Annotated in this window: 13 protein-coding genes; 5 read left to right on the top strand and 8 right to left on the bottom strand. The window is 47.6% G+C overall.

The features are described from left to right. Positions 1–2: 2 nt before the first annotated feature. The 5 genes from rnc to C7Y71_RS06320 all read right to left on the bottom strand — a co-directional run bounded on the left by rnc (position 3) and on the right by C7Y71_RS06320 (position 6,598). Positions 3–1,832 (bottom strand): ribonuclease III, encoded by a 1,830-nt coding sequence (rnc, locus tag C7Y71_RS12020; protein ID WP_226943406.1) that lies wholly within the window; start codon positions 1,830–1,832, stop codon positions 3–5. A gap of 240 nt (positions 1,833–2,072) precedes the next feature. Beyond that, positions 2,073–3,335 carry a beta-ketoacyl-ACP synthase II gene (fabF, locus tag C7Y71_RS06305; protein WP_111899020.1) on the bottom strand — a complete coding sequence of 421 codons (1,263 nt, stop codon included), beginning with the start codon at positions 3,333–3,335 and terminating at the stop codon, positions 2,073–2,075. A 168-nt stretch (positions 3,336–3,503) separates the two neighbouring features. Further along, positions 3,504–3,740 carry an acyl carrier protein gene (locus C7Y71_RS06310; protein WP_111899054.1) on the bottom strand — a complete coding sequence of 79 codons (237 nt, stop codon included), beginning with the start codon at positions 3,738–3,740 and terminating at the stop codon, positions 3,504–3,506. Between the two features lie 328 nt (positions 3,741–4,068). Next, a complete protein-coding gene (gene hisS, locus C7Y71_RS06315) occupies positions 4,069–5,436 on the bottom strand; it encodes a histidine--tRNA ligase (RefSeq protein ID WP_111899019.1) in 1,368 nt (455 codons plus the stop codon). Between the two features lie 46 nt (positions 5,437–5,482). Then, complete coding sequence (locus tag C7Y71_RS06320) at positions 5,483–6,598, bottom strand: endonuclease/exonuclease/phosphatase family protein (RefSeq protein ID WP_111899018.1); 1,116 nt, start codon at positions 6,596–6,598, stop codon at positions 5,483–5,485. Between the two features lie 253 nt (positions 6,599–6,851). On the opposite strand from C7Y71_RS06320, the gene C7Y71_RS06325 reads away from it, so the two are divergent. The 5 genes from C7Y71_RS06325 (at position 6,852) to C7Y71_RS06345 (ending at position 13,915) form a co-directional block, all read left to right on the top strand. Then, positions 6,852–9,527, top strand: coding sequence for a TonB-dependent receptor (locus tag C7Y71_RS06325; protein WP_111899017.1), 2,676 nt, complete (start codon positions 6,852–6,854; stop codon positions 9,525–9,527). Positions 9,528–9,543: 16 nt separating this feature from the next. Then, positions 9,544–10,542 (top strand): DUF5689 domain-containing protein, encoded by a 999-nt coding sequence (locus tag C7Y71_RS06330; RefSeq protein WP_146739468.1) that lies wholly within the window; start codon positions 9,544–9,546, stop codon positions 10,540–10,542. A gap of 69 nt (positions 10,543–10,611) precedes the next feature. Next, positions 10,612–12,294 carry a choice-of-anchor J domain-containing protein gene (locus C7Y71_RS06335; RefSeq protein ID WP_111899015.1) on the top strand — a complete coding sequence of 561 codons (1,683 nt, stop codon included), beginning with the start codon at positions 10,612–10,614 and terminating at the stop codon, positions 12,292–12,294. Between the two features lie 78 nt (positions 12,295–12,372). Next, positions 12,373–13,242, top strand: a complete 870-nt coding sequence (locus C7Y71_RS06340) for a DNA/RNA non-specific endonuclease (RefSeq protein ID WP_111899014.1) — start codon at positions 12,373–12,375, stop codon at positions 13,240–13,242. Positions 13,243–13,330: 88 nt separating this feature from the next. Then, positions 13,331–13,915: a hypothetical protein gene (locus tag C7Y71_RS06345; RefSeq protein ID WP_111899013.1), complete on the top strand. Its 585-nt coding sequence runs from the start codon at positions 13,331–13,333 to the stop codon at positions 13,913–13,915. A gap of 108 nt (positions 13,916–14,023) precedes the next feature. Here C7Y71_RS06345 and queG read toward each other — a convergent pair whose 3' ends face one another. From queG to C7Y71_RS06360, 3 genes are all read right to left on the bottom strand, one after another. After that, positions 14,024–14,986, bottom strand: a complete 963-nt coding sequence (gene queG / locus C7Y71_RS06350; protein WP_111899012.1) for a tRNA epoxyqueuosine(34) reductase QueG — start codon at positions 14,984–14,986, stop codon at positions 14,024–14,026. A 25-nt stretch (positions 14,987–15,011) separates the two neighbouring features. Then, positions 15,012–15,623 (bottom strand): polysaccharide deacetylase family protein, encoded by a 612-nt coding sequence (locus C7Y71_RS06355; protein ID WP_111899011.1) that lies wholly within the window; start codon positions 15,621–15,623, stop codon positions 15,012–15,014. 115 nt (positions 15,624–15,738) lie between these two features. Then, entirely contained in the window at positions 15,739–19,140 is a 3,402-nt protein-coding gene (locus C7Y71_RS06360) for a DUF2723 domain-containing protein (RefSeq protein WP_111899010.1), read from the bottom strand. Positions 19,141–19,153: the final 13 nt, after the last annotated feature.

Genomic DNA, 19,153 nt, shown 5'->3' on the forward strand with positions numbered 1-19,153 from the left:
GGTTATTTCACTTCTTTCGGCTCTGCGGCAGACTGCGCTGCGATAGACTTTTTTGTCGAAGTTGTCTTCTTCGTTGAGGTTTTCTTTTCAGCAGATTTCTTCACAGTAGCACTCTTCCGGGTGGATTTGGTTTTTTTCTCTGCAGGTTTATCTTCTTTTTGTTCTACAGGAGCGGCTTCTCCCTTTTCTGCTGTTTCTTTTGCTTTTGAGTTGGTCGCAGTTTTTTTCGTTGTTGAGCGTTTTCTTGCAGGTTGCTTCGCCTTTTCTTCTGCTGCCTTTTCGGAAATCTCGGTAGTCGTTGTTTCAGCAATGTCTGCTACCTCCTCGCCTTTCGAGGCTTCGTTCTTGACAGGAGCCGGTTTCTTGGTTGCCGTTTTTTTGGTTGCCGTCTTTTTTGCAGTCTGTCTGGCTTGTGCTTTCTGTGCTGTTTTTTCTACTGATTCAGGTTCTTCTTTCGGCTTTTCTTCTGCTGCTTCAGGAGATTTTGTGCCTTCTTCAGTATTTATAATTTGTTCGGGCTGTGGAGTCTCCTTTTTAGTTGATCGCCGGTTTGTTTTTCTGCCGCTCTTTTTGGCAGGTTCTTCTTCTTTTTTCTCTCGCAAGGATTGTTCAGTAGCGACCATAGGCTCTGATTTCACAGGCAAGGAGGGATTTTCGGATAGCGCAATGGTTTGTTCAGGTGTTACGGAAACTTTCTCCGAATCGACAGTTCGTTTCTGTTCCTGAGGTTCTTCTGTATATTTTGTTTCAGGCTTGTTTCTTGCAGTCTGTTCCTTGGAGGGTTTCTGCTGATTTTGAACTATCTTTTCTTCGGTAGTCTTCTGCTCTTTTTTCTCTTTTTGGGCTTCATTTTTTTTCGTGTCTTCCTTTACGGTAACATCAGGCGCCTTCGGTATCTGTTTCTGTTGATAGGTTTTGCTGTTACTATTGTCGTTAGATTCCTTTTTCTCATTTTGGGCCTTTTGGTTTTGAGTTTCCGGTTGCTCTTTCGCCTCTTTGGAAAAACTGTTCTCTATTTCTAAAATTTTGGGCACAGCAGCATATTCAGGTGCTTCCATAGCAGTACGTTTCTCTTTCGAACCGAAAATCTGGTTTTTGAGTTTGTCATTTCGCGAGAGGCGTGTAAGAGCATCTTTAGAAGCCTCTTGTTCGCTTTCTTTTTTGGAGAACCCTTTGCCTTCGCCAGACATCACCTCCTCAATTTGCACTATAGTGCGGAATACAGGGGTGTTGGCATCGGTGTTGTCAACATTCTTGAGCGTAAATTCGCATCTGAAACGGTTCTTCTGACAGTATTCGAGAAGTTTGCTCTTGAAGTTGACTTCCGTATTTGCCACAATGTCCACATTGACAAATTTCTTAAGGATTTGTCTTTCTACGAATGCCTTACAAGCAGGATAGCCGCGATCGAGGTAGATAGCACCGATAAGTGCTTCGAATGCGTTGCCGGCGATGTAACTGTTGTGACTCGTCTTTTTGGTTTTAGAGCGTATAAGTTTTTCCACACCCATCTCGGCAGAGAGTTCGTTGAGTGTGTTGCGTTGCACTATTTTGCTGCGCGTATTGGTAAGGAATCCTTCTCTTTTGTTTTCAAAACGATGGTAAAGGATGTCGCTGACAACAGCGCCGAAGATGGCATCGCCAAGAAATTCAAGGCGTTCGTTGTTGAATTTTCTCCCATCTTTCCTGTTGTATGTGTTTGAACTGTGGGAAAGGGCTATTTGATAGAGTTCAATGTTGCGAGGAAAGAAACCGAGAATCTTGTATAAATCGTTGTGAAGATGCTTGTCTTTCTGAAACAGCAATTTCACTTTTCCTAATAAATCTCCCATTGTTGTTTGGAATGTATTTCAACTCTGGATAATCTGCCAACACCGTTATTCTTTATTTTCCTTTAGCAGGGTATTCAGACTTGTTTTCGAAACTGTGGGAATAGCCATTCTGTGTTTCGGCATAGCCGTTTGATGGACTATTTTTGTTGTTTCGGTTTTTGTTAATAATAGTCGAAGGTTGGCACTGAAAGAAACCATTAGCCACTTTCAGCCCCAACCTTTATGGATTTTTACTTTGTATCAGTCTTCGTATTTTTTTACGATGCAGCAAGCATTGTGTCCGCCGAAGCCGAATGTGTTGCTGAGTGCTGCGCGCACTGTGCGCTGCTGAGCCTTGTTGAAAGTGAAGTTCAAATTGTAATCGATGTTTTCATCTTCATCGCCTTCTTCGTGGTTGATGGTAGGTGGCACGATGTCATTCTTCACTGAGAGACAGCAGATGATGCTTTCTACTGCTCCTGCCGCTCCGAGAAGATGGCCCGTCATCGATTTTGTAGAACTGATGTTTAGTTCGTATGCGTGCTGACCGAACACATCAAGTATGGCTTTCACTTCCGAAATATCGCCCACAGGAGTGGATGTGCCGTGCACGTTGACATAGTCGATGTCCTCCGGCTTCAGTCCCGAGTTTGTCAATGCATTCAGCATCACGAGTTTTGCGCCGAGGCCTTCCGGATGAGATGCCGTAATGTGATGTGCGTCGGCACTCTCACCACAGCCTGCTATCTCGCAATAAATCTTTGCTCCACGCGCTTTGGCATGTTCCAAATCTTCAAGGATGAGGCAACCTGCTCCTTCAGCCATTACGAAGCCGTCACGGCTGGCACTGAATGGACGCGATGCATGCTGTGGGTCGTCATTCCTTGTAGAAAGGGCATGCATGGCATTAAAACCACCCACAGCAGAGTCGCAAATGGCCGCTTCTGCACCTATTGCCAACATAACGTTAGCCTGACCGAGACACACTCTGTTGAACGCATCAATCAGGGCGCTCGTAGAACTGGCGCAGGCTGCAGTGGTGTTGAAGTTAGGACCATGGAAACCATAGTTGATGGCTACTTGCCCTGCGGCAATGTCACTGATCATCTTAGGAATGAAGAAAGGATTGAAACGAGGTGCACCTTCCTTATGGCAGGCACGATATCCCACTTCGCTTTCAAAAGTCTGAATACCACCAATACCTACACCAGTGATGACACCTATCCTGTTCTTATCTTCCTTATCAAGATCTAATCCGCTGTCTTCGAGCGCCTCAGCCGCCACTTTAAGGCAATAGTGCTCATACGGATCCATCTTGCGGGCTTCTTTGCGGTCAATATAATCAGTTGCATTGAAATTCTTTATCTCGCAAGCAAATTGCGTCTTGAAATCCGACGCGTCAAATTTTGTAATGGGCGCTGCGCCACTCACACCATTCTTGATGTTTTCCCACATCTCAGGAATAGAGTTTCCTACTGGGGTGAGAGCACCGAGTCCGGTTACAACTACTCTTTTTAATTCCATGTTTCTTTTTAAAATATAAAAAAGAAGTTATCCCTCGTAAGTAGTTAGCGGCTATTGGAATTATAGTAGTTACGAACTTTTGGAGGGTACGTAACTGCTATAACTTCTCAACTGCTTTGACTTCTTAAGAAGAAAAACTTCTCGGAAAGTTTCTAAAGGATGCGGAAATTATGCTTTCGTGTGCTCCTCGATGTATGCAATAGCATCGCCAACTGTAGAAATCTTTTCAGCCTGATCATCGGGGATGGTAATTTCGAATTCCTTTTCGAATTCCATGATGAGCTCTACGGTATCGAGAGAGTCTGCGCCAAGGTCGTTAGCGAAACTTGCTTCGTCCTTTACGTCAGCGTCGTCAACGCTCAATTTGTCCTTGATGATTTCTTTCACTTTAGCTGCAATTTCCATGTCTGCCATAGTTGTGTAAATTAATTGTTTTGTTTGTTAATAATTGATTTCTGATTTTCTACACCCTCATAGAAGAAGGTTGCTGTCCGTTCTTTTTATTTTGGACGTGCAAAAGTATAGTGAAAACTTTATATGACCAAACCGATTATGAAAAAAAGTAAAAAATCTTGCGCAAAAAGACTCTGTTTTGTGCAATTTATATAGCAAAATAGCACTAAAATAAGCATTTCAAGGAGAATGGTTGCATTTGAAACAAAATAGTTGCAAAACAAAAAAATGCCGTCTCTTTTGGGGAAACGGCACAAAAAATTGTTATGAACAAGTAATGTCAACTCTTATTCAGCAATTCGACAACTTCTTCTATGCTGACAAGTTGTTGGTTGCCTGAAACCATGTCTTTCAGCATCAATTTGCCTTCCTTGATTTCGTTTTCACCAACGAGTGCCACGTATGGAACACCATGTGCATTGGCATAACTCATTTGCTTTTTCATCTTGACGCTATCTGGATATACTTCTGCGGAAATGCCTTCCGTGCGCAATTTTCTTGCATAAGCCATACATTGTTTCGCCTCGCGAAGACCGAAATTGATAAATAAAATACGGCATCCACCCACAGCATCCTCCGGATAGAGTTCGAGTTGGTTGAGCACGTCGTAGATGCGGTCGGCCCCGAAGGAAATGCCCACACCGCTAAGCCCGGGCATGCCGAAGATGCCCGTGAGGTTGTCGTAACGCCCGCCACCGGTGATACTGCCAATCTGTACGTCGAGCGCCTTCACTTCGAAAATGCACCCCGTATAATAGTTTAAGCCACGAGCCAGAGTTAGATCCAGTTCCACCTCATTGTGGGGTCTGGCATCTGCTACCTCACCAAGTACGAATTTCACTTCTTCCACACCCTTCAACCCTGTTTCGCTGTCAGCGAGCACATGGGCTATGCTTTCTAATTTCTCCTCATTGCTACCACTTAAGGTGAGAATTGGTTGCAGTTTCTCAACAGACTCTTGAGACAATCCGCCCGCCAGCAATTCTGCATTCACGTTGTCAAGACCGATTTTGTCTAATTTGTCAATGGCAACAGTGATATCAACAATCTTGTCGGGTGCTCCGATGATTTCAGCAATACCTGCTAAAATCTTGCGGTTGTTGATTTTTATACACACGCGAATTCCGAAACGGGAGAATACCTCATCGATGATTTGTACGAGTTCTACTTCGTTGAGCAGAGAATCGGAGCCCACCACGTCAGCATCACACTGATAGAACTCCCTATAGCGCCCTTTCTGCGGTCGGTCTGCACGCCAAACGGGCTGTATCTGGTAACGTTTGAACGGAAGTTGCAATTCTTCGCGGTGTTGTACGACATAGCGTGCAAAAGGCACCGTCAGGTCATAGCGCAACCCCTTTTCACAGAATTTATTAGTCAGGCGGATACTATTCCTTCCGAGAAGTTCCTCGTCGGTAGTTTTTGCCACGAAATCACCGCTGTTAAGTATCTTGAAGAGAAGTTTGTCGCCTTCTTCGCCGTATTTGCCCATCAGTGTCGAAAGGTTCTCCATTGCAGGAGTTTCAATCTGACGGTAGCCATAGAGTGCATATACGTCGCGGATGGTGTTGAATATATAGTTACGCTTCGCCATTTCTACAGGCGAAAAGTCACGAGTTCCTTTGGGAATAGATGGTTTCTGTGCCATTTATATTTAAATAGGTATAATAAGATATGTCTGTCTTTAAAATTTCTTATTTCACTTCTTTGACGAGATAAATATACGTAGGAAGGTGGTCGCTGTAGCCATTGAGCCACACGCCGCCGGCATGGGTGCGGAACGGACTGCCTTTATAGCGTCCTTCACGTTGGAAGAGATATTCGCGCAGGAACACCTCATTACGTAAGAACTTCAGTGTGGACCGGTCGTCGCCTATCAAGTCGCCACTGAACACTATCTGATCAAAGAGGTTCCACGAACCTTGATATGACAATGTGCCCTGCCCTTTCTTGTAGAGCATGTCCCACCAAGGGTTGTAGAGGTCATGGGCAGACTTTACGTCTTTAATGTCGTGCTTACATTTCAGTTGCTCCGACATACTCTTGTTCTTCGGATCATCGTTCATGTCGCCCATTATAATAATGTGTGCACCCGGGTCTTGTTCGAGCAGTGCCTCCTTGAGGTGGTACACCTGATATCCCGCACGTTCGCGAGCTTCGCTGCCGGCAAATCGCGATGGCCAGTGATTCACGATAAAGTGCGTTTTCTCGCCCACGAGTTTTCCCGAAACAACAAGGAAACCACGCGTGACGTGTGACGTATCGCCACGCAATTCCTGATAGGGCACCACCCGCTTGTTCTCGTCCACATAGAAACTCAGATCAACTTCCGGCTGGTTCGGGTCAAGGTAATAGTAATACACCAACATGCAGGTGTCGAGTTCGAAATATTTCGGATTATAGATGGCAGCACAGTCCACACCTCTTCGGTCGGGTCCCTCAATATGCACCACTCGGTAGTTCCTTCCAGCAAGGGCAGGCTGTTTGAGGAGATCCTCCACCACCGAGCGGTTCTCCACCTCACTCAGCCCGATGAATGCAGGACCATTCTTCAGTTTGTCTGTGCACATCTCACCAAGGACAGTGGACATGTTCTTGAGTTTGGCGCGATACTTCATCCCGCTCCAGGCATTTGCACCATCCGGGAGGTACTCAAAATCGTTTTTACCGGCATCGTGCAACGTATCGAAAAGATTTTCCAAGTTGTAGAAACCTACACCATACATTGCATAACGCTTTTCGCCATTATTCTGTGCAAAGCCTATCAAGGCTGCATACAGAAGCACTACACTTAAAAGAAACTTTCTCATGTTATTAGTATTGGTATGCAAACCGGTAATTATAAGGCGCGCGCTGGCAATACTGCACAAAAGCAAGCACCTCTGACGACCAATCTGCCATTCATTTGCAAAATTAAGAAAAAGAATAGAAAAGTAATAACGTATTTCATTTTAATAAACATTTTTTTACAAACAGACCACAATAAGAAAAAAAATAATTAGTTTTGCAGAACAAACCTTGTGTTAAACCCAATACGCAACAAAAATATATAATCAACATATCATGAAAAAAGGAATAATTCTAACACTCGCTGCTCTATGGCTGTCAGCAGGGGCTTTTGCCCAAACGCCAAGCGACTCTTTGTCGATGGCGGATGACAATTCCGACGAGACGTTCACTGAGACGCAACTCGATGAGGATAACAGCGATGCCACACAGGCTGCGAGTGCCATCATGAACGCAAAGAACGACCCGTTCATGTCGGCAGTTGGTTTCCGCTTCAGTGCCATGCGATTCAGGGTAAGAGGCTATGACAACAATAGCAGCCAAACCTATATGAATGGCTTGTTGCTCAACGACATGGAAAGCGGAAGATTCAACTACAGTTCTGTAGGAGGATTGAACGATGCTGTGAGAAACAGGGAATCTGTCAGTCCTTTCGAATTCAACATCTTCGGTATGGCAAATGAAGGTGGGGCGCAAAACATGCTCACAAGGGCGAGCCAGTTCTCAAAAGGGAACAAACTGACGCTATCGGGCACCAACCGCAACTACCTGCTCCGAGGCATGTACACCTTTGCCACAGGCATGCAGCCCAATGGATGGGCTTTTGCGGGATCTGTGGGCTACAGATGGGCAAACGAAGGTGTTATTGAGGGAACTTTCTACAACTCCTTCAGTTACTTCCTCGCAGCAGAAAAGCGCATCAACGACCGACACACATTATCGCTCGTCACATTCGGAGCACCTACCGAACGTGCACAGCAAGCGGCTGCCACAGAAGAGGTCTATTGGCTGGCTAACTCACACTACTATAATCCTAACTGGGGCTACCAGAACGGCTCTAAGCGAAATGCTCGCGTAGTACACAGTTTTGAACCTACAGCCATCCTGACGTGGGACTGTCGCTTCGACCGCGACCGAAAACTCACCACCTCGGCAGGATTTAAATACAATATGTATTCCAGTACGGCGCTCGGATGGAATGGCGATGCATACGACCCACGACCAGACTATTACAAAAATCTGCCTTCGAGCATATTCGATGTTTATGACCCTCAGCAGAACAACCCAACTTATCTGGGCGAACACCCCTTCTTGCTTGAGCAGTGGAACACGCTCTACGATTTCTGGACATCCAGCAAAGCCAACCGGCAAATCAACTGGGACCGCATGTACTTCGTGAACCGGCAGAACGAACAACTCGGCGGAGAAGCACTCTACTATCAGGAACGCCGCCACAACAACCAGTTGGTATTCGCACTAAGTCCAACATTCTCACACTATATCAACACCAACAACAAATATGCCATCGGAGCCGTGCTTAACCACACCAAAGGTATGCATTACAAGACGATGGATGACCTGCTCGGAGGTACTAACTACACCGATGTGGACAAGTTCGCTGCAAACGATTACGGCCCCAACAGCACAGAAGCACAGAACGACCTTCGACACCCCAACCGACAAATCAGGAAAGATGACAAGTTTGGATACGACTACAATATCATCGTGAACTATGCCAAACTCTGGGGTGCTTATGAACATGCTTACAGAAACTTTGGCGTTACTGTTGGTGCTCACATCGACGGAACCACCATCGAGCGCGACGGAAAGATGCAAAACGGACGTGCACCGGAAAACTCATACGGCAAGAGCGGTGCAGCCAAATTCCTTGCAGGAGGTGGAAAAGTGCTCTTCGCTTATCAACCCATACCAAACAACACTGTCAAACTCGGATTGTCTGCCATCACGAAGGCTCCGCTTGCACGCAACGCATTTGTTGCAGCGAGAATGCAAAACAACTTCGTGGACAACCTGAAAGTGGAAGACATCTTCAATGCCAACCTTTCTTACGACTTCCGTTTCGGCGACTTCAGCGGAAAGATAAGCGGCTACTGGACAAGAATGATGAACATGGTAGAACAGACCGCTTTCTACAACGACCAGGAACAGCGTTTCACCTATCTCACCATGAGCAACATCGACAAGGCTTACTATGGTGTGGAAATGGCTCTGAGATATGCCGTAACATCAAGTCTTTCGTTCAACTTCATCGGAAGCATGGGAGAGGCTAAATATACCAACAACCCATTGGCTCAGGTGAACTACGAAGGCATGAACAGTGCCACCATTGCTTCGCTCAATAAGGCTGTCAACCCCGTGACAGGAAAAGCAGAAACACTGAGAGTAATTGCAGACGGTATGCATGCCAACGGAACACCTCTCACAGCACTGAGTTTAGGAGCAAACTATAACATAAAAGGATGGTTCTTCGAAGCCGACCTGAACTATTACAACCGTGTATATGTAAGTTATTCACAATATCGCCGCTTGAGCAATGTCGTGCCAAACTACGTATCCAACATCACCTACGAAGGCAATTACGTGTTTGAGGTAACAAGAAGCGACATCAGCGAAAACGGAGGTATGCTGTATGATGCAGATGGCAACCTGCTCAAGGCTGTCAGCCCTGCTCAGGAAAAATTCGACGGAGGATTTATGCTCAATGCTTCAATAGGACGATATATCCGCCTGAAGCGAGGTAAAAGCATCAGCATCAACCTCTCCTTTAACAACATCACCAACAACCGCAACCTGAGAACGGGCGGCTACGAACAAAACCGCGACGACTTCTATTCCACAGGTGTGGCACGCTCTTACAAGTTCTCGAGAAACTCGAAGTACTACTACGCTAACGCATTCAATTTCTTCCTGAACGTCGGTTTCAGATTCTAAAAAAACGAAAACAGCAATGAAAAAGAGTATATTTTCAATTCTAATGTTCGCAGCACTGTCTGCATTCTGCCTGACGGGGTGCATGGACAACAATGACGATCCCGACCTCAGCAAATTTTCTATCACCAGCCAGACAAGTGTGGGAGAAGTCAATACCACCATCGCTGATATCAAGAAAAAATATTGCGCAGGCAGAAATGGGGCGGACTTCAGCAGAAATGCTTCTAATTTCTATACGCAAGTGAAGGACTCGCAGGTGATTGAAGGCGTCATCGTAGCCAACGACATCAGCGGAAATCTCTACCAGACACTCATGCTCAGAAGTTTCAGCAGCGAAACAGACACCATTGGCGACTGCATACTGTTGAGCATTAAGAACACCTGCCTTTACCCCTACTTCCAACTCGGACAAAAGGTTAAGGTAAACCTTAAGGGACTTTACGTGGGCTGCTACAGTAAGACACCAAAAATCGGACAGCCTTACTACACCAGTTATGGCAACCTCAACCTGGGTCCCATGCTCCTCGACCTTTGCAAGACTAACATCGAACTTGTAGGCGCACCCGACCCCAATGCACGTGAACTCAAGCCATGGGTACCCACCGATGCCTGGCTCAGAGCAACAGCAAACCGCACTTACCAGAATAGTCCCACGCTTGCCACAGTGAGGGGATATATCACAGAAGTGCAGGGCGACAACGTAAACATTCCTGCCGTAGGTGAAGTAACAGGCGAGAAAGAGCCCATCTATATGGATGCTGACAGTGTGAAATACAAAATTTTTGCACCGGAAGTGCTTCACGACGACGGCTACGGTGTTGACCGCACCATCCAACTGCTGACCAACACCTCGAAAGTGACTCTCAGAACCTCTACAGAAAACGAGATAGCCTTTACGAGAATACCGGTTACGACTTGCACCTTCACAGGTATCCTGACCTATTATGATGGATGGCAGGTGCAACTGCGCGCACTCGACGACCTGAATATTCTTCCCACAGAACAAGAACAATAAGCAAGTCGGCATAATACCATCACAAAGCAACCAAACAAATTTGAAATATAAATAAAAACAAGATACACCATGAAGAAATATCTTTCTTTACTTTTTGCAGTAGCCCTCACATTGGGCTTTGCAGCCTGCTCGGACGTTCCGGCACCATACGGTATCAATGATATCGAAGATAATAATGGGGGTGAAGAAAATGAGTCATCTGTCAGGACCTTACCATTCACAGCCACGTTTGCCCAATCGCTCGAAGGATTTACAGCCATCGACAAGATAGGTAACTACCTTTGGAAAATCGACTACGGAAGCGCTGCTATAACAGCCTATGTAAATGGAGAGAACAACAGATCTGACTCTTGGCTCATATCGCCTCAACTCGATTTGAGAAACATTCAGCATGCTAAAATAGCATTCGAATTTATCTTGCGTTATGCCCTTAATAAAGAAGAACTGAAAACCAATTACAAACTGCTCATCAGCAAAACTTTTGAAAGCGGCACACCACAAGAGGATGACTGGACTGAACTGGAATGGAATGTGGTAGAAGGAAGTAACTGGAACGATTGGTATAACAGCGGAAACATCAACGTACCAGAAGAATTCTGCGGACAGGAAAACGTACACGTAGCACTGAGGTATATCGCTAATTCCAAAGCTGCTACATGGGAAGTGAGAAACTTCTCCGTAACAGAGGGCGAAGGCGATTATTCTCCCAACCCTGTTGTACCGGCTGACAATGACCAAGTGCAACAACTCGACTACACAGAAACATTCGAAACATCGCTCGGTAATTACGTTAATGTGAACGCAAGTGGTGCAACAGGCTGGAAGAACGATTACAGCACAGCAGCCATCTCACTCTACGACAATAGTTCCAAGACCAACAAGGCAGGAGTGAACTACCTCGTGAGCCCACCTATTGCCCTTGGATCAGCCAATGCCGTACACATCAGTTACGACTATATCCTACGTTACAACCGTGGAGATGAAAACCAGAAACTGCTCGTTATCGATAATAGCAACTACGATGCAGAAACAATTGAACAGAACAACTGGACTACCCTCGTTTCGAAGCACACAGAAGGCAGCAATTACACCGACTTCTCGAAGGCGGATGTCAACGTACCTTCAGAACTGATGGGCAAGACCATCCGCGTGGCATTGCGCCATAGTGCCACAGACACGGAATCTTCCACATGGGAAGTAAAGAACCTGACGGTGGCTGCCGGCACAGCAAGCGGAGGAACCACTCCTGACCCGGGTACAGACCCATCAGTAGGCGATGGTATAACAAATGCCGGTTACAACACTGACCTCGGTGTAGGACTCGTCTCTGAGCAACTCGGTCTGGCAAATGCCGCAGAAGTAACGAATATCACCCTTGTAGATGGTACCACCCTCGTCTTCGGCAAGAACGGAGGAACCAATTCACCCAAATACTACACCATAGACAAGAGTCTGCGCCTCTATGCTAATAACAAACTGACCGTAACTTCCAGCCGTCCTATCAAGAGCATCGTCTTCCATTGTGTGGCAACGAGTTCAAGCGGTGTTTCGTATATGGGTAACGAGACATTGACAGCGACAGACGCAGCAGGCTCAACAGTAAGTCCTGCAAAGGATGAAACCAACTATGTCGTAACATTCACACCTGCAGTTGGCACTATAACCAACACGCTCGACATCACAAACAGCCACTCTTCAAACTCGGGCGGTAGCCAAATGCGCATTGTGAGCCTCGAAGTGATTTACAACTGATAAGCAATAACTAAACGGGGCAAGAGGTGCTACCTCTTGCAGCAAGCACCTCATGCCCCATTTCATTGAATAATCGAAATGAAAAAGATATTTTATTACCTGTTTTTCATACCAGCCATCTGCATGACATTCATGGCTTGCGGTGATGACGATGATAATATTATCCTCGGCGACGAATGGGCAGATTTTGTTGCGCAGTATCCCAACGACGGACCGCTCGAAATACCCGCTCTCAAAGAAGGTAATATCTTCATCAGTCATTCTACCAAACTGACAGATGGCAGTGATTTTGAGACTTACTGTCTGGAATACGACCCATCAATGAACCATTCGCGCTGGGTGGCTTTCCGTTTCGACAACAGGACGAGCAGTGGCGATGCCGGTTATCACGGCGTATGGTACGACGACCCATCGTTACCGGAAACCAACCAAGTGGGTAGCGGATACTTCATGGGTTATTCGCGAGGACACCTTTGTGCATCTGCCGACCGACAGTACAGCAAAGAGGCTAACATGCAAACGTTCTACATGACAAACATGTCGCCCATGCTCAGTTCATTCAACGAAGGCATCTGGGTGAAACTCGAAGGAAAAGTGAGAAGTTATCTCAACAACACCTCGTTCCTTGACACGCTCTATGTGGTGAAAGGCGGTATCATCAACCCTGACCAAATCACGGAATACACATACAGTTCTAAAGGTTACGCCGTCGCCGTTCCACAGAAATTCTTTATGGCGCTCCTTAGGGTCAAGGGTGGTGTGTATAAGTCCATCGGATTCTTGCTTGAGCACCGCTACTATACTGACGACGAGTACGACCTGAAGAATTATGCTGTCAGCATCGACCAACTCGAAGCAGAAACAGGCATCGACTTCTTCCACAACCTCAACGATGTCTTTGAAGGAGACACGGAGAAAAGTTTCACGCTTTCCGATTGGGGTCTGTAGCAACATAAGTTCCTGAAAAGTTTTTCCGGCGGCAAACATCCTATATTCGGAGAATTGCCGCCGTTTTATATAAAACAAGAATCATAGTATGCAGAAGTTGCTATTTATCGCTGTGGCTTTGGTTATCATCACACTGACATCCTGCCGGAACAACTCCCCCTCGCCCGAAGAACGCGCAGAAGCCAAGCGGGCAGGAGCCATACAGATAACGGAAGATACTGCAAGCAAGAAAACTGACATAAGCGACACCGCGCAGACTGAAAGCAAACCAAGGACAATGGACATGCGCTCCGAAACAGCACTCAAATCGCGTATAGAAGCCATTTATCGGGAAGTACTGACCAACCAGAGCCGCAGTTATATGGTGCAAAAACCATCGGTTAACCATATATCGCCGGCACCGAAAAATGTGGAGTATTTCACGAGCCGCTTTGCACGGGAAGCAGAAAAACTCCCCTGCACCACCTGCGACGAGTATTCCGTATGGGAAGGCGAATTCCAAGGCTCCGGCACAGGCACGACGCGCCTTTCTGCCATCGACTCCACACGCATCAGCGGCGACAGCGCACTCGTCTTCATCACACTCAACACCGCTCAGCAGTCAGTCACTCAAACACGCACCTTACGACTACTCTTCCAAAGAGAAAACTGGTTCGTCGACGGATTTAGATAACCTTGCACAAATACGTCAAAAATTTCTACCCCCCCTATATACTGCGCCACACCGCCTGAGAAGATAGTGTGGCGCAATTTGATTGACAGAACACCTCCATAGAACTCCCTAAAGTTCCTTTCTCTTCTTTGCGGCAAGGCGTATGTTTCGTGTGAGGCCTTCGTATTTGGCGCGTTTCACGGCACTCCCCTTGAATATCTTCCGATATTGCTCAATGGTGAGGTTATTCCAGTCATCTTGCGTCATGCTGAGGAATTCCTCGGAGGGTTGGAGGTCGGTTTCTGTGTTTGGCAGCGCGAGGTTGTTCCACGGACAGGCTTCGCTGCATCGGTCGCAGCCATAAATGCAATCTTTGAGAAGATCGCCGATTTCATCGGACAATTCGCCCCGATATTCAATGGTAAGATACGACAGGCACCGGCGTGCGTCAAGTCCACCTTCAGTCAGCGCTTTGGTGGGACAGGCATCAAGGCAGGCTCTGCAATTTCCGCATCGTGACGCTATGGGAGAATCATATTGGTCCACTTCGCGCGTAGTGATGATTTCCCCAAGGAAGAAGTACGACCCCGCTGGCTGCAGTTTGTTGCCATGCTTTCTGGGTACGATGAGTTGGGTGTTGCGCCCTATCCATCCCAGTCCGCAACGCCAAGCCCAATAGCGTTCGTCCACGGGGGCTGTGTCGCAGAACGGTCTTGCGTCCTCATACTCCTTCAATCCAAGTTGTTGCATGAGTTCCCGCAATTTGCGCCGCATAACGTCGTGATAGTCCTTTCCGTAGGCGTAGCGTGCGAAATGGTAGCCTTCTTCTGCCATCTCCTCGCTCGGATAATAATTGAGTGCCAGACTGACTACAGTTTTTGCTTCCGGTACAAGCAACCGGGGGTCGAGCCGCATCTCTACATTGTTCTCGAGATATGCCATTTCTCCGTTTTTCCCCTCTTCAAGCCATTCCCTGACGCGTGCTTCCTGCCATGGCGCCACACGCTCTGCCGGAGCCATGCCGCAAGCCGTGAAACCTAAGCGCTCTGCAGCCTGTTTGATGATTTTTGCTGAAAGAGTGTTGCTTTCCATGTTAAAGAAGGGACAGAAAAATAGTTCAAGGAAAGACCTTGAACTCATATCCCTGACTCTTGAGCCATTCTATTGCTCTTGGCAGGGCATAAATCAGTTTGTCTTGGCTTTTAAGGGAGTCGTGGAAGGTGATGATGCTCCCGTTTCGTGTAAAACGTCGCACGTTGAGCAACACATCGCGACCATTGAGACGTGTGGAATAGTCGCGCGTAACGAGGTCCCACATCACAACCTTGTATTTGCGCGACACCCGTGCATACTGCGGTGTGGTCATCCAACCGTGTGGCGGACGGAACAGGTCGGTCTGAATCAGTTTGTTCGCTTCTTCCACGTCTGCCATATACGTCTTGTAGTTGCGACGCAGTCCTCCGATGTGATGGAATGTGTGGTTTCCGAGCCTGTGTCCTGCATTTTTCACCATTTCGAACACTTCCGGGTGCTTACGCACGTTGTCGCCCACCATGAAGAATGTGGCATGTATCTCATAGAAGTCGAGCACCTCAAGCACCCACGGAGTAACTTCGGGTATAGGTCCGTCGTCGAACGTCAGGTATATTGCGCGTTCGTGCTTATCCATACGCCAGAGGGCGTGCGGATAGAGCCATCTCAGGAATTTAGCGGGTTGCTCAATAAACATGACCTATAGGTATTGTTTTTTCTGCCCTTCTGGCTTAACGGAAACCTTCGTCGAAATAAAATGTCGCAGGCTCCGCACTGCAATGATGGCGGAGCCTGCGTTTTATCAAGGGTTGTTACAGACCAAGTTGCAGACCACCGGATCCACCCAGTATGCCACCGGCAGCACCACCGTTCTGCTGTTGCATTTGCTGTTGCATCTGCATTTGTTGCTGCATCATCATTTGGCTATTGATGAAACCACCAATACCTGTAGAAGAGATGGCTTCGAATTCTTTTTCCGCACTGTCTGCTCCCGGTATTTTGTATTCCTTCATTTGTGACATCATTTGGTAGAGTACTTGAATACTTCGTTCTGCTTCGTCTGCGTTCGATTCGTAAGAATCCTCTCCTAAGGAGTTAATCCACTTCAGATTGTCGATGGCTTGCTTTTTCACACCTTTGAAGATGGCTTCAGCCTCCTTCTTGTTTCCTGCTTTCACCCATAGTTCAGCCAAAGCATAGTCGCTGGCATCGACTGGTATGGTAGTGAACGGAAGTTCTTTCTTGCACTTTTCGAGGGCCTTGCGCGCCATGTCGAGGTGCTTCTTGGAATTGGCCTCATCGCCGTTCGCCTTCTCCTGCTCGCTGAGTGCTACCAGATTACCCACCAACTGACTGAACATGTGGCGGTGTGTGCGACACATGCGCATGTTAGTCTCGTCGAGGTAGATGCCCGGTGTGTTGACTGCGCCATACTTGAAGCGCGTCATCATGTTGTTGTACATCTTTTCAACATCCACACTTCTTTTCTGCTTGAACGGTGTGATGCGATAAGCAAGGCCTTCGAGCACGAGATAGTCGTCCAGACGTGCGTAATTCTCCTGTCCGAGTGTTACGGACATGAAGAGCGGCCGCTTCCAGTCGCTGCTGGCAAGCATTTCGTAAATCATCATCTCGCTCTTCGTAATCATACTCTTTCCAGCCCATGAGATGGTGATGTAATCGGGTATGCTGTCGGGGCCGTTGGGCAGTGTCATACCGCTCTTGATGACATTCTGCTTGTTCACGCTGACAATGACAGAGTCGGTAGGTATGGGTTTCTGCTTGCGGGCATAGTTGTCAATGATGTATTTCAGTTCGTATGGGTTTACACTTGGGTCTTTCGCCTTGATTTCGTCCAGTTCCGACTTATTGGGCTGAATATAGAACACATCGTAACCTGTGTTATCCACATACTGCACGCGGTCCCACGTGATGGGCAGCGCCTTCGAGTCGTATGCCGGACGTACCATCTGGTCGGTGTACCAGTCGGTCTGCAGGTAACTCAGGTTGCACACACGCGCATCAGTGCGCAAGCCTTCCACCTCCTGATTGTACCAAAGCGGGAAGGTGTCGTTGTCGCCATTGGTGAAGATAACCGGACAATCGTTGTCAGGGAGTGTATTCAGATAGTTGGCACCGAAGTCGCGGCAGGCATAGCGTCCGCTGCGATCGTGGTCGTCCCACGTCTGCGATACCATCTGCAAGGGGATGAGCAGACCTATCACGCTGGCGATGCAGGCTGTAATCGTCTTGTTCTTGATCAGTCTGTCTGCCCACGTTGCGATGGCAGCCACACCAAGTCCTATCCAGATGGCGAAGGCATAGAACGATCCTGCGTATGCATAGTCACGCTCACGCGGTTGCGACGGTGTCTGGTTCAGGTAGAGCACAATCGCCAGACCTGTCATAAAGAATAGGAAGAACACCACCCAGAACTGCTGTATGCCGCGCTTGCCGTTGAACGCCTGCCAGAACAGTCCGAGCAAACCGAGAATGAGCGGCAGACAATAGAACACGTTATGTCCCTTGTTGTTCTTCAAGTCGTCGGGCAACAGGCTCTGGTCGCCGTACATCATGTTGTCGATGAACGAGATACCTGTTATCCAGTTGCCGTGATTCTTCTCGCCGAAGCCCTGTATGTCGTTCTGTCGTCCGGCGAAGTTCCACATGAAGTAGCGCCAATACATGTAGTTCACCTGATAAATCATGAAGAACTTCAGGTTGGACCATTGCGTAGGCATTTCTATGGTTTCACTACCTATAATGTTCCCATTGTCATCGCGATAGTCCACATTGGCTGTGCGCATACCAACATCACCACCGAGCCAGGAATTGTAGGAAGCAGCATGTGCTGATGAGTACATTCGCGGGAAGAGCATCTTTGCGCCTGACGGATAGCGATAGTTGCCGGAAATTTCCACTTCATCGTACTTATCCGGTTCGTTGGCATCCTCTTTTTCGTGTTTCTGTATGTGGTCTTTCTTGTTCACGCCTTCAGGACGGGAAGTATAGGCTTCGCCGAAGAAGAGCGGACGTGTGCCGTACTGCTCACGACCAAGGTATTCGCCAAGGGTGAACACGTCTTCGGGCGAGTTCTGGTCCATCGGGGTGTTTGCCGCACTGCGAATAACGATGACGGCATACGTGGAATAGCCAATCATCAGCATGAGCATACTAAGCAATGAGGTGTTGAGCACGCGCTTGCGGACGAGGTACCCCCCACCACGCTTGAGGAAAAGCAACCATCCCAAAACTGCGAGTACTATAAGACCAAGCAGAATAGATCCGAATCCTTCGCCATAGAAAGGAATACCGAGCATGGCTACCGTAAGCAGGAAGAGCACATTGATAAGCGTGCGGTTTTTCTGTGTGGTCGCCCAAATGGCAGCGAGGACGATGGCTACAAGCACAATCATATAGATAATCATACCCGAGTTGAAACCCATGCCAATGGTGTTGACGAAGAAGAGTTCAAACCAGCCGCCGACCTTCACGATGCCAGGCACCACACCATAGAGCACCGCGCCAATGAGCACTGCGCTGACGAGTACGGCAAGGAGCGAACCTTTTGCATTGACGTTCTTACTCTTCTTGAAGTAGTAAACCAACGTAATGGCTGGCAGGCAGAGCAAGTTGAGCAAGTGGACACCGATGCTCAGACCTGTGAGGTAGAAAATCAGTACGAGCCACTTGTCCGACCCGGGGTTGTCTGCATTGTCCTCCCACTTGAGTATGAGCCAGAACACAAGTGCGGTAAACATGGATGAATAGGCATAAACCTCACCTTCAACTGCCGAGAACCAGAACGTGTCGCTCCAGGTGTACGCCAGTGCTCCTGCCACACCGCTGCCCATGATGACAATGGTCTGCCAAGTGGCACCCACTATGCCGTCTGTGCAAATCAGTTTGCGTGCCAAGTGGGTGATGCTCCAGAAGAGGAACAGGATACACAAAGCCGAGAGCAACGCTGACATGATGTTGACCATCAATGCCACTTCAGAAGGGTCGCTGCTGAAGAGCGAGAAGAAATTACCCGTCAGCATGAAGAAAGGTGCACCGGGCGGGTGCCCTACTTCCATTTTATAGGCTGTAGTGATAAACTCCGGGCAGTCCCAGAAACTTGCTGACGGCTCCACGGTGGAGCAGTAAGTAAAGGCTGCAATGGCAAAGACTATCCATCCCAGCACATTGTTTACCAATTTGTATTGTTTCATCGAATTTTGGATA

The organism is Pseudoprevotella muciniphila (assembly GCF_003265305.2).
Taxonomy (GTDB): Bacteria; Bacteroidota; Bacteroidia; order Bacteroidales; family Bacteroidaceae; genus Alloprevotella; species Alloprevotella muciniphila.

What these genes read in the sequence shown, in the direction of transcription:
- rnc (WP_226943406.1), bottom strand. Translation starts at nt 1,832, where the DNA reads ATGGGAGATTTATTAGGAAAAGTGAAATTGCTGTTTCAGAAAGACAAG.
- fabF (WP_111899020.1), bottom strand. Translation starts at nt 3,335, where the DNA reads ATGGAATTAAAAAGAGTAGTTGTAACCGGACTCGGTGCTCTCACCCCA.
- C7Y71_RS06310 (WP_111899054.1), bottom strand. Translation starts at nt 3,740, where the DNA reads ATGGAAATTGCAGCTAAAGTGAAAGAAATCATCAAGGACAAATTGAGC.
- hisS (WP_111899019.1), bottom strand. Translation starts at nt 5,436, where the DNA reads ATGGCACAGAAACCATCTATTCCCAAAGGAACTCGTGACTTTTCGCCT.
- C7Y71_RS06320 (WP_111899018.1), bottom strand. Translation starts at nt 6,598, where the DNA reads ATGAGAAAGTTTCTTTTAAGTGTAGTGCTTCTGTATGCAGCCTTGATA.
- C7Y71_RS06325 (WP_111899017.1), top strand. Translation starts at nt 6,852, where the DNA reads ATGAAAAAAGGAATAATTCTAACACTCGCTGCTCTATGGCTGTCAGCA.
- C7Y71_RS06330 (WP_146739468.1), top strand. Translation starts at nt 9,544, where the DNA reads ATGAAAAAGAGTATATTTTCAATTCTAATGTTCGCAGCACTGTCTGCA.
- C7Y71_RS06335 (WP_111899015.1), top strand. Translation starts at nt 10,612, where the DNA reads ATGAAGAAATATCTTTCTTTACTTTTTGCAGTAGCCCTCACATTGGGC.
- C7Y71_RS06340 (WP_111899014.1), top strand. Translation starts at nt 12,373, where the DNA reads ATGAAAAAGATATTTTATTACCTGTTTTTCATACCAGCCATCTGCATG.
- C7Y71_RS06345 (WP_111899013.1), top strand. Translation starts at nt 13,331, where the DNA reads ATGCAGAAGTTGCTATTTATCGCTGTGGCTTTGGTTATCATCACACTG.
- queG (WP_111899012.1), bottom strand. Translation starts at nt 14,986, where the DNA reads ATGGAAAGCAACACTCTTTCAGCAAAAATCATCAAACAGGCTGCAGAG.
- C7Y71_RS06355 (WP_111899011.1), bottom strand. Translation starts at nt 15,623, where the DNA reads ATGTTTATTGAGCAACCCGCTAAATTCCTGAGATGGCTCTATCCGCAC.
- C7Y71_RS06360 (WP_111899010.1), bottom strand. Translation starts at nt 19,140, where the DNA reads ATGAAACAATACAAATTGGTAAACAATGTGCTGGGATGGATAGTCTTT.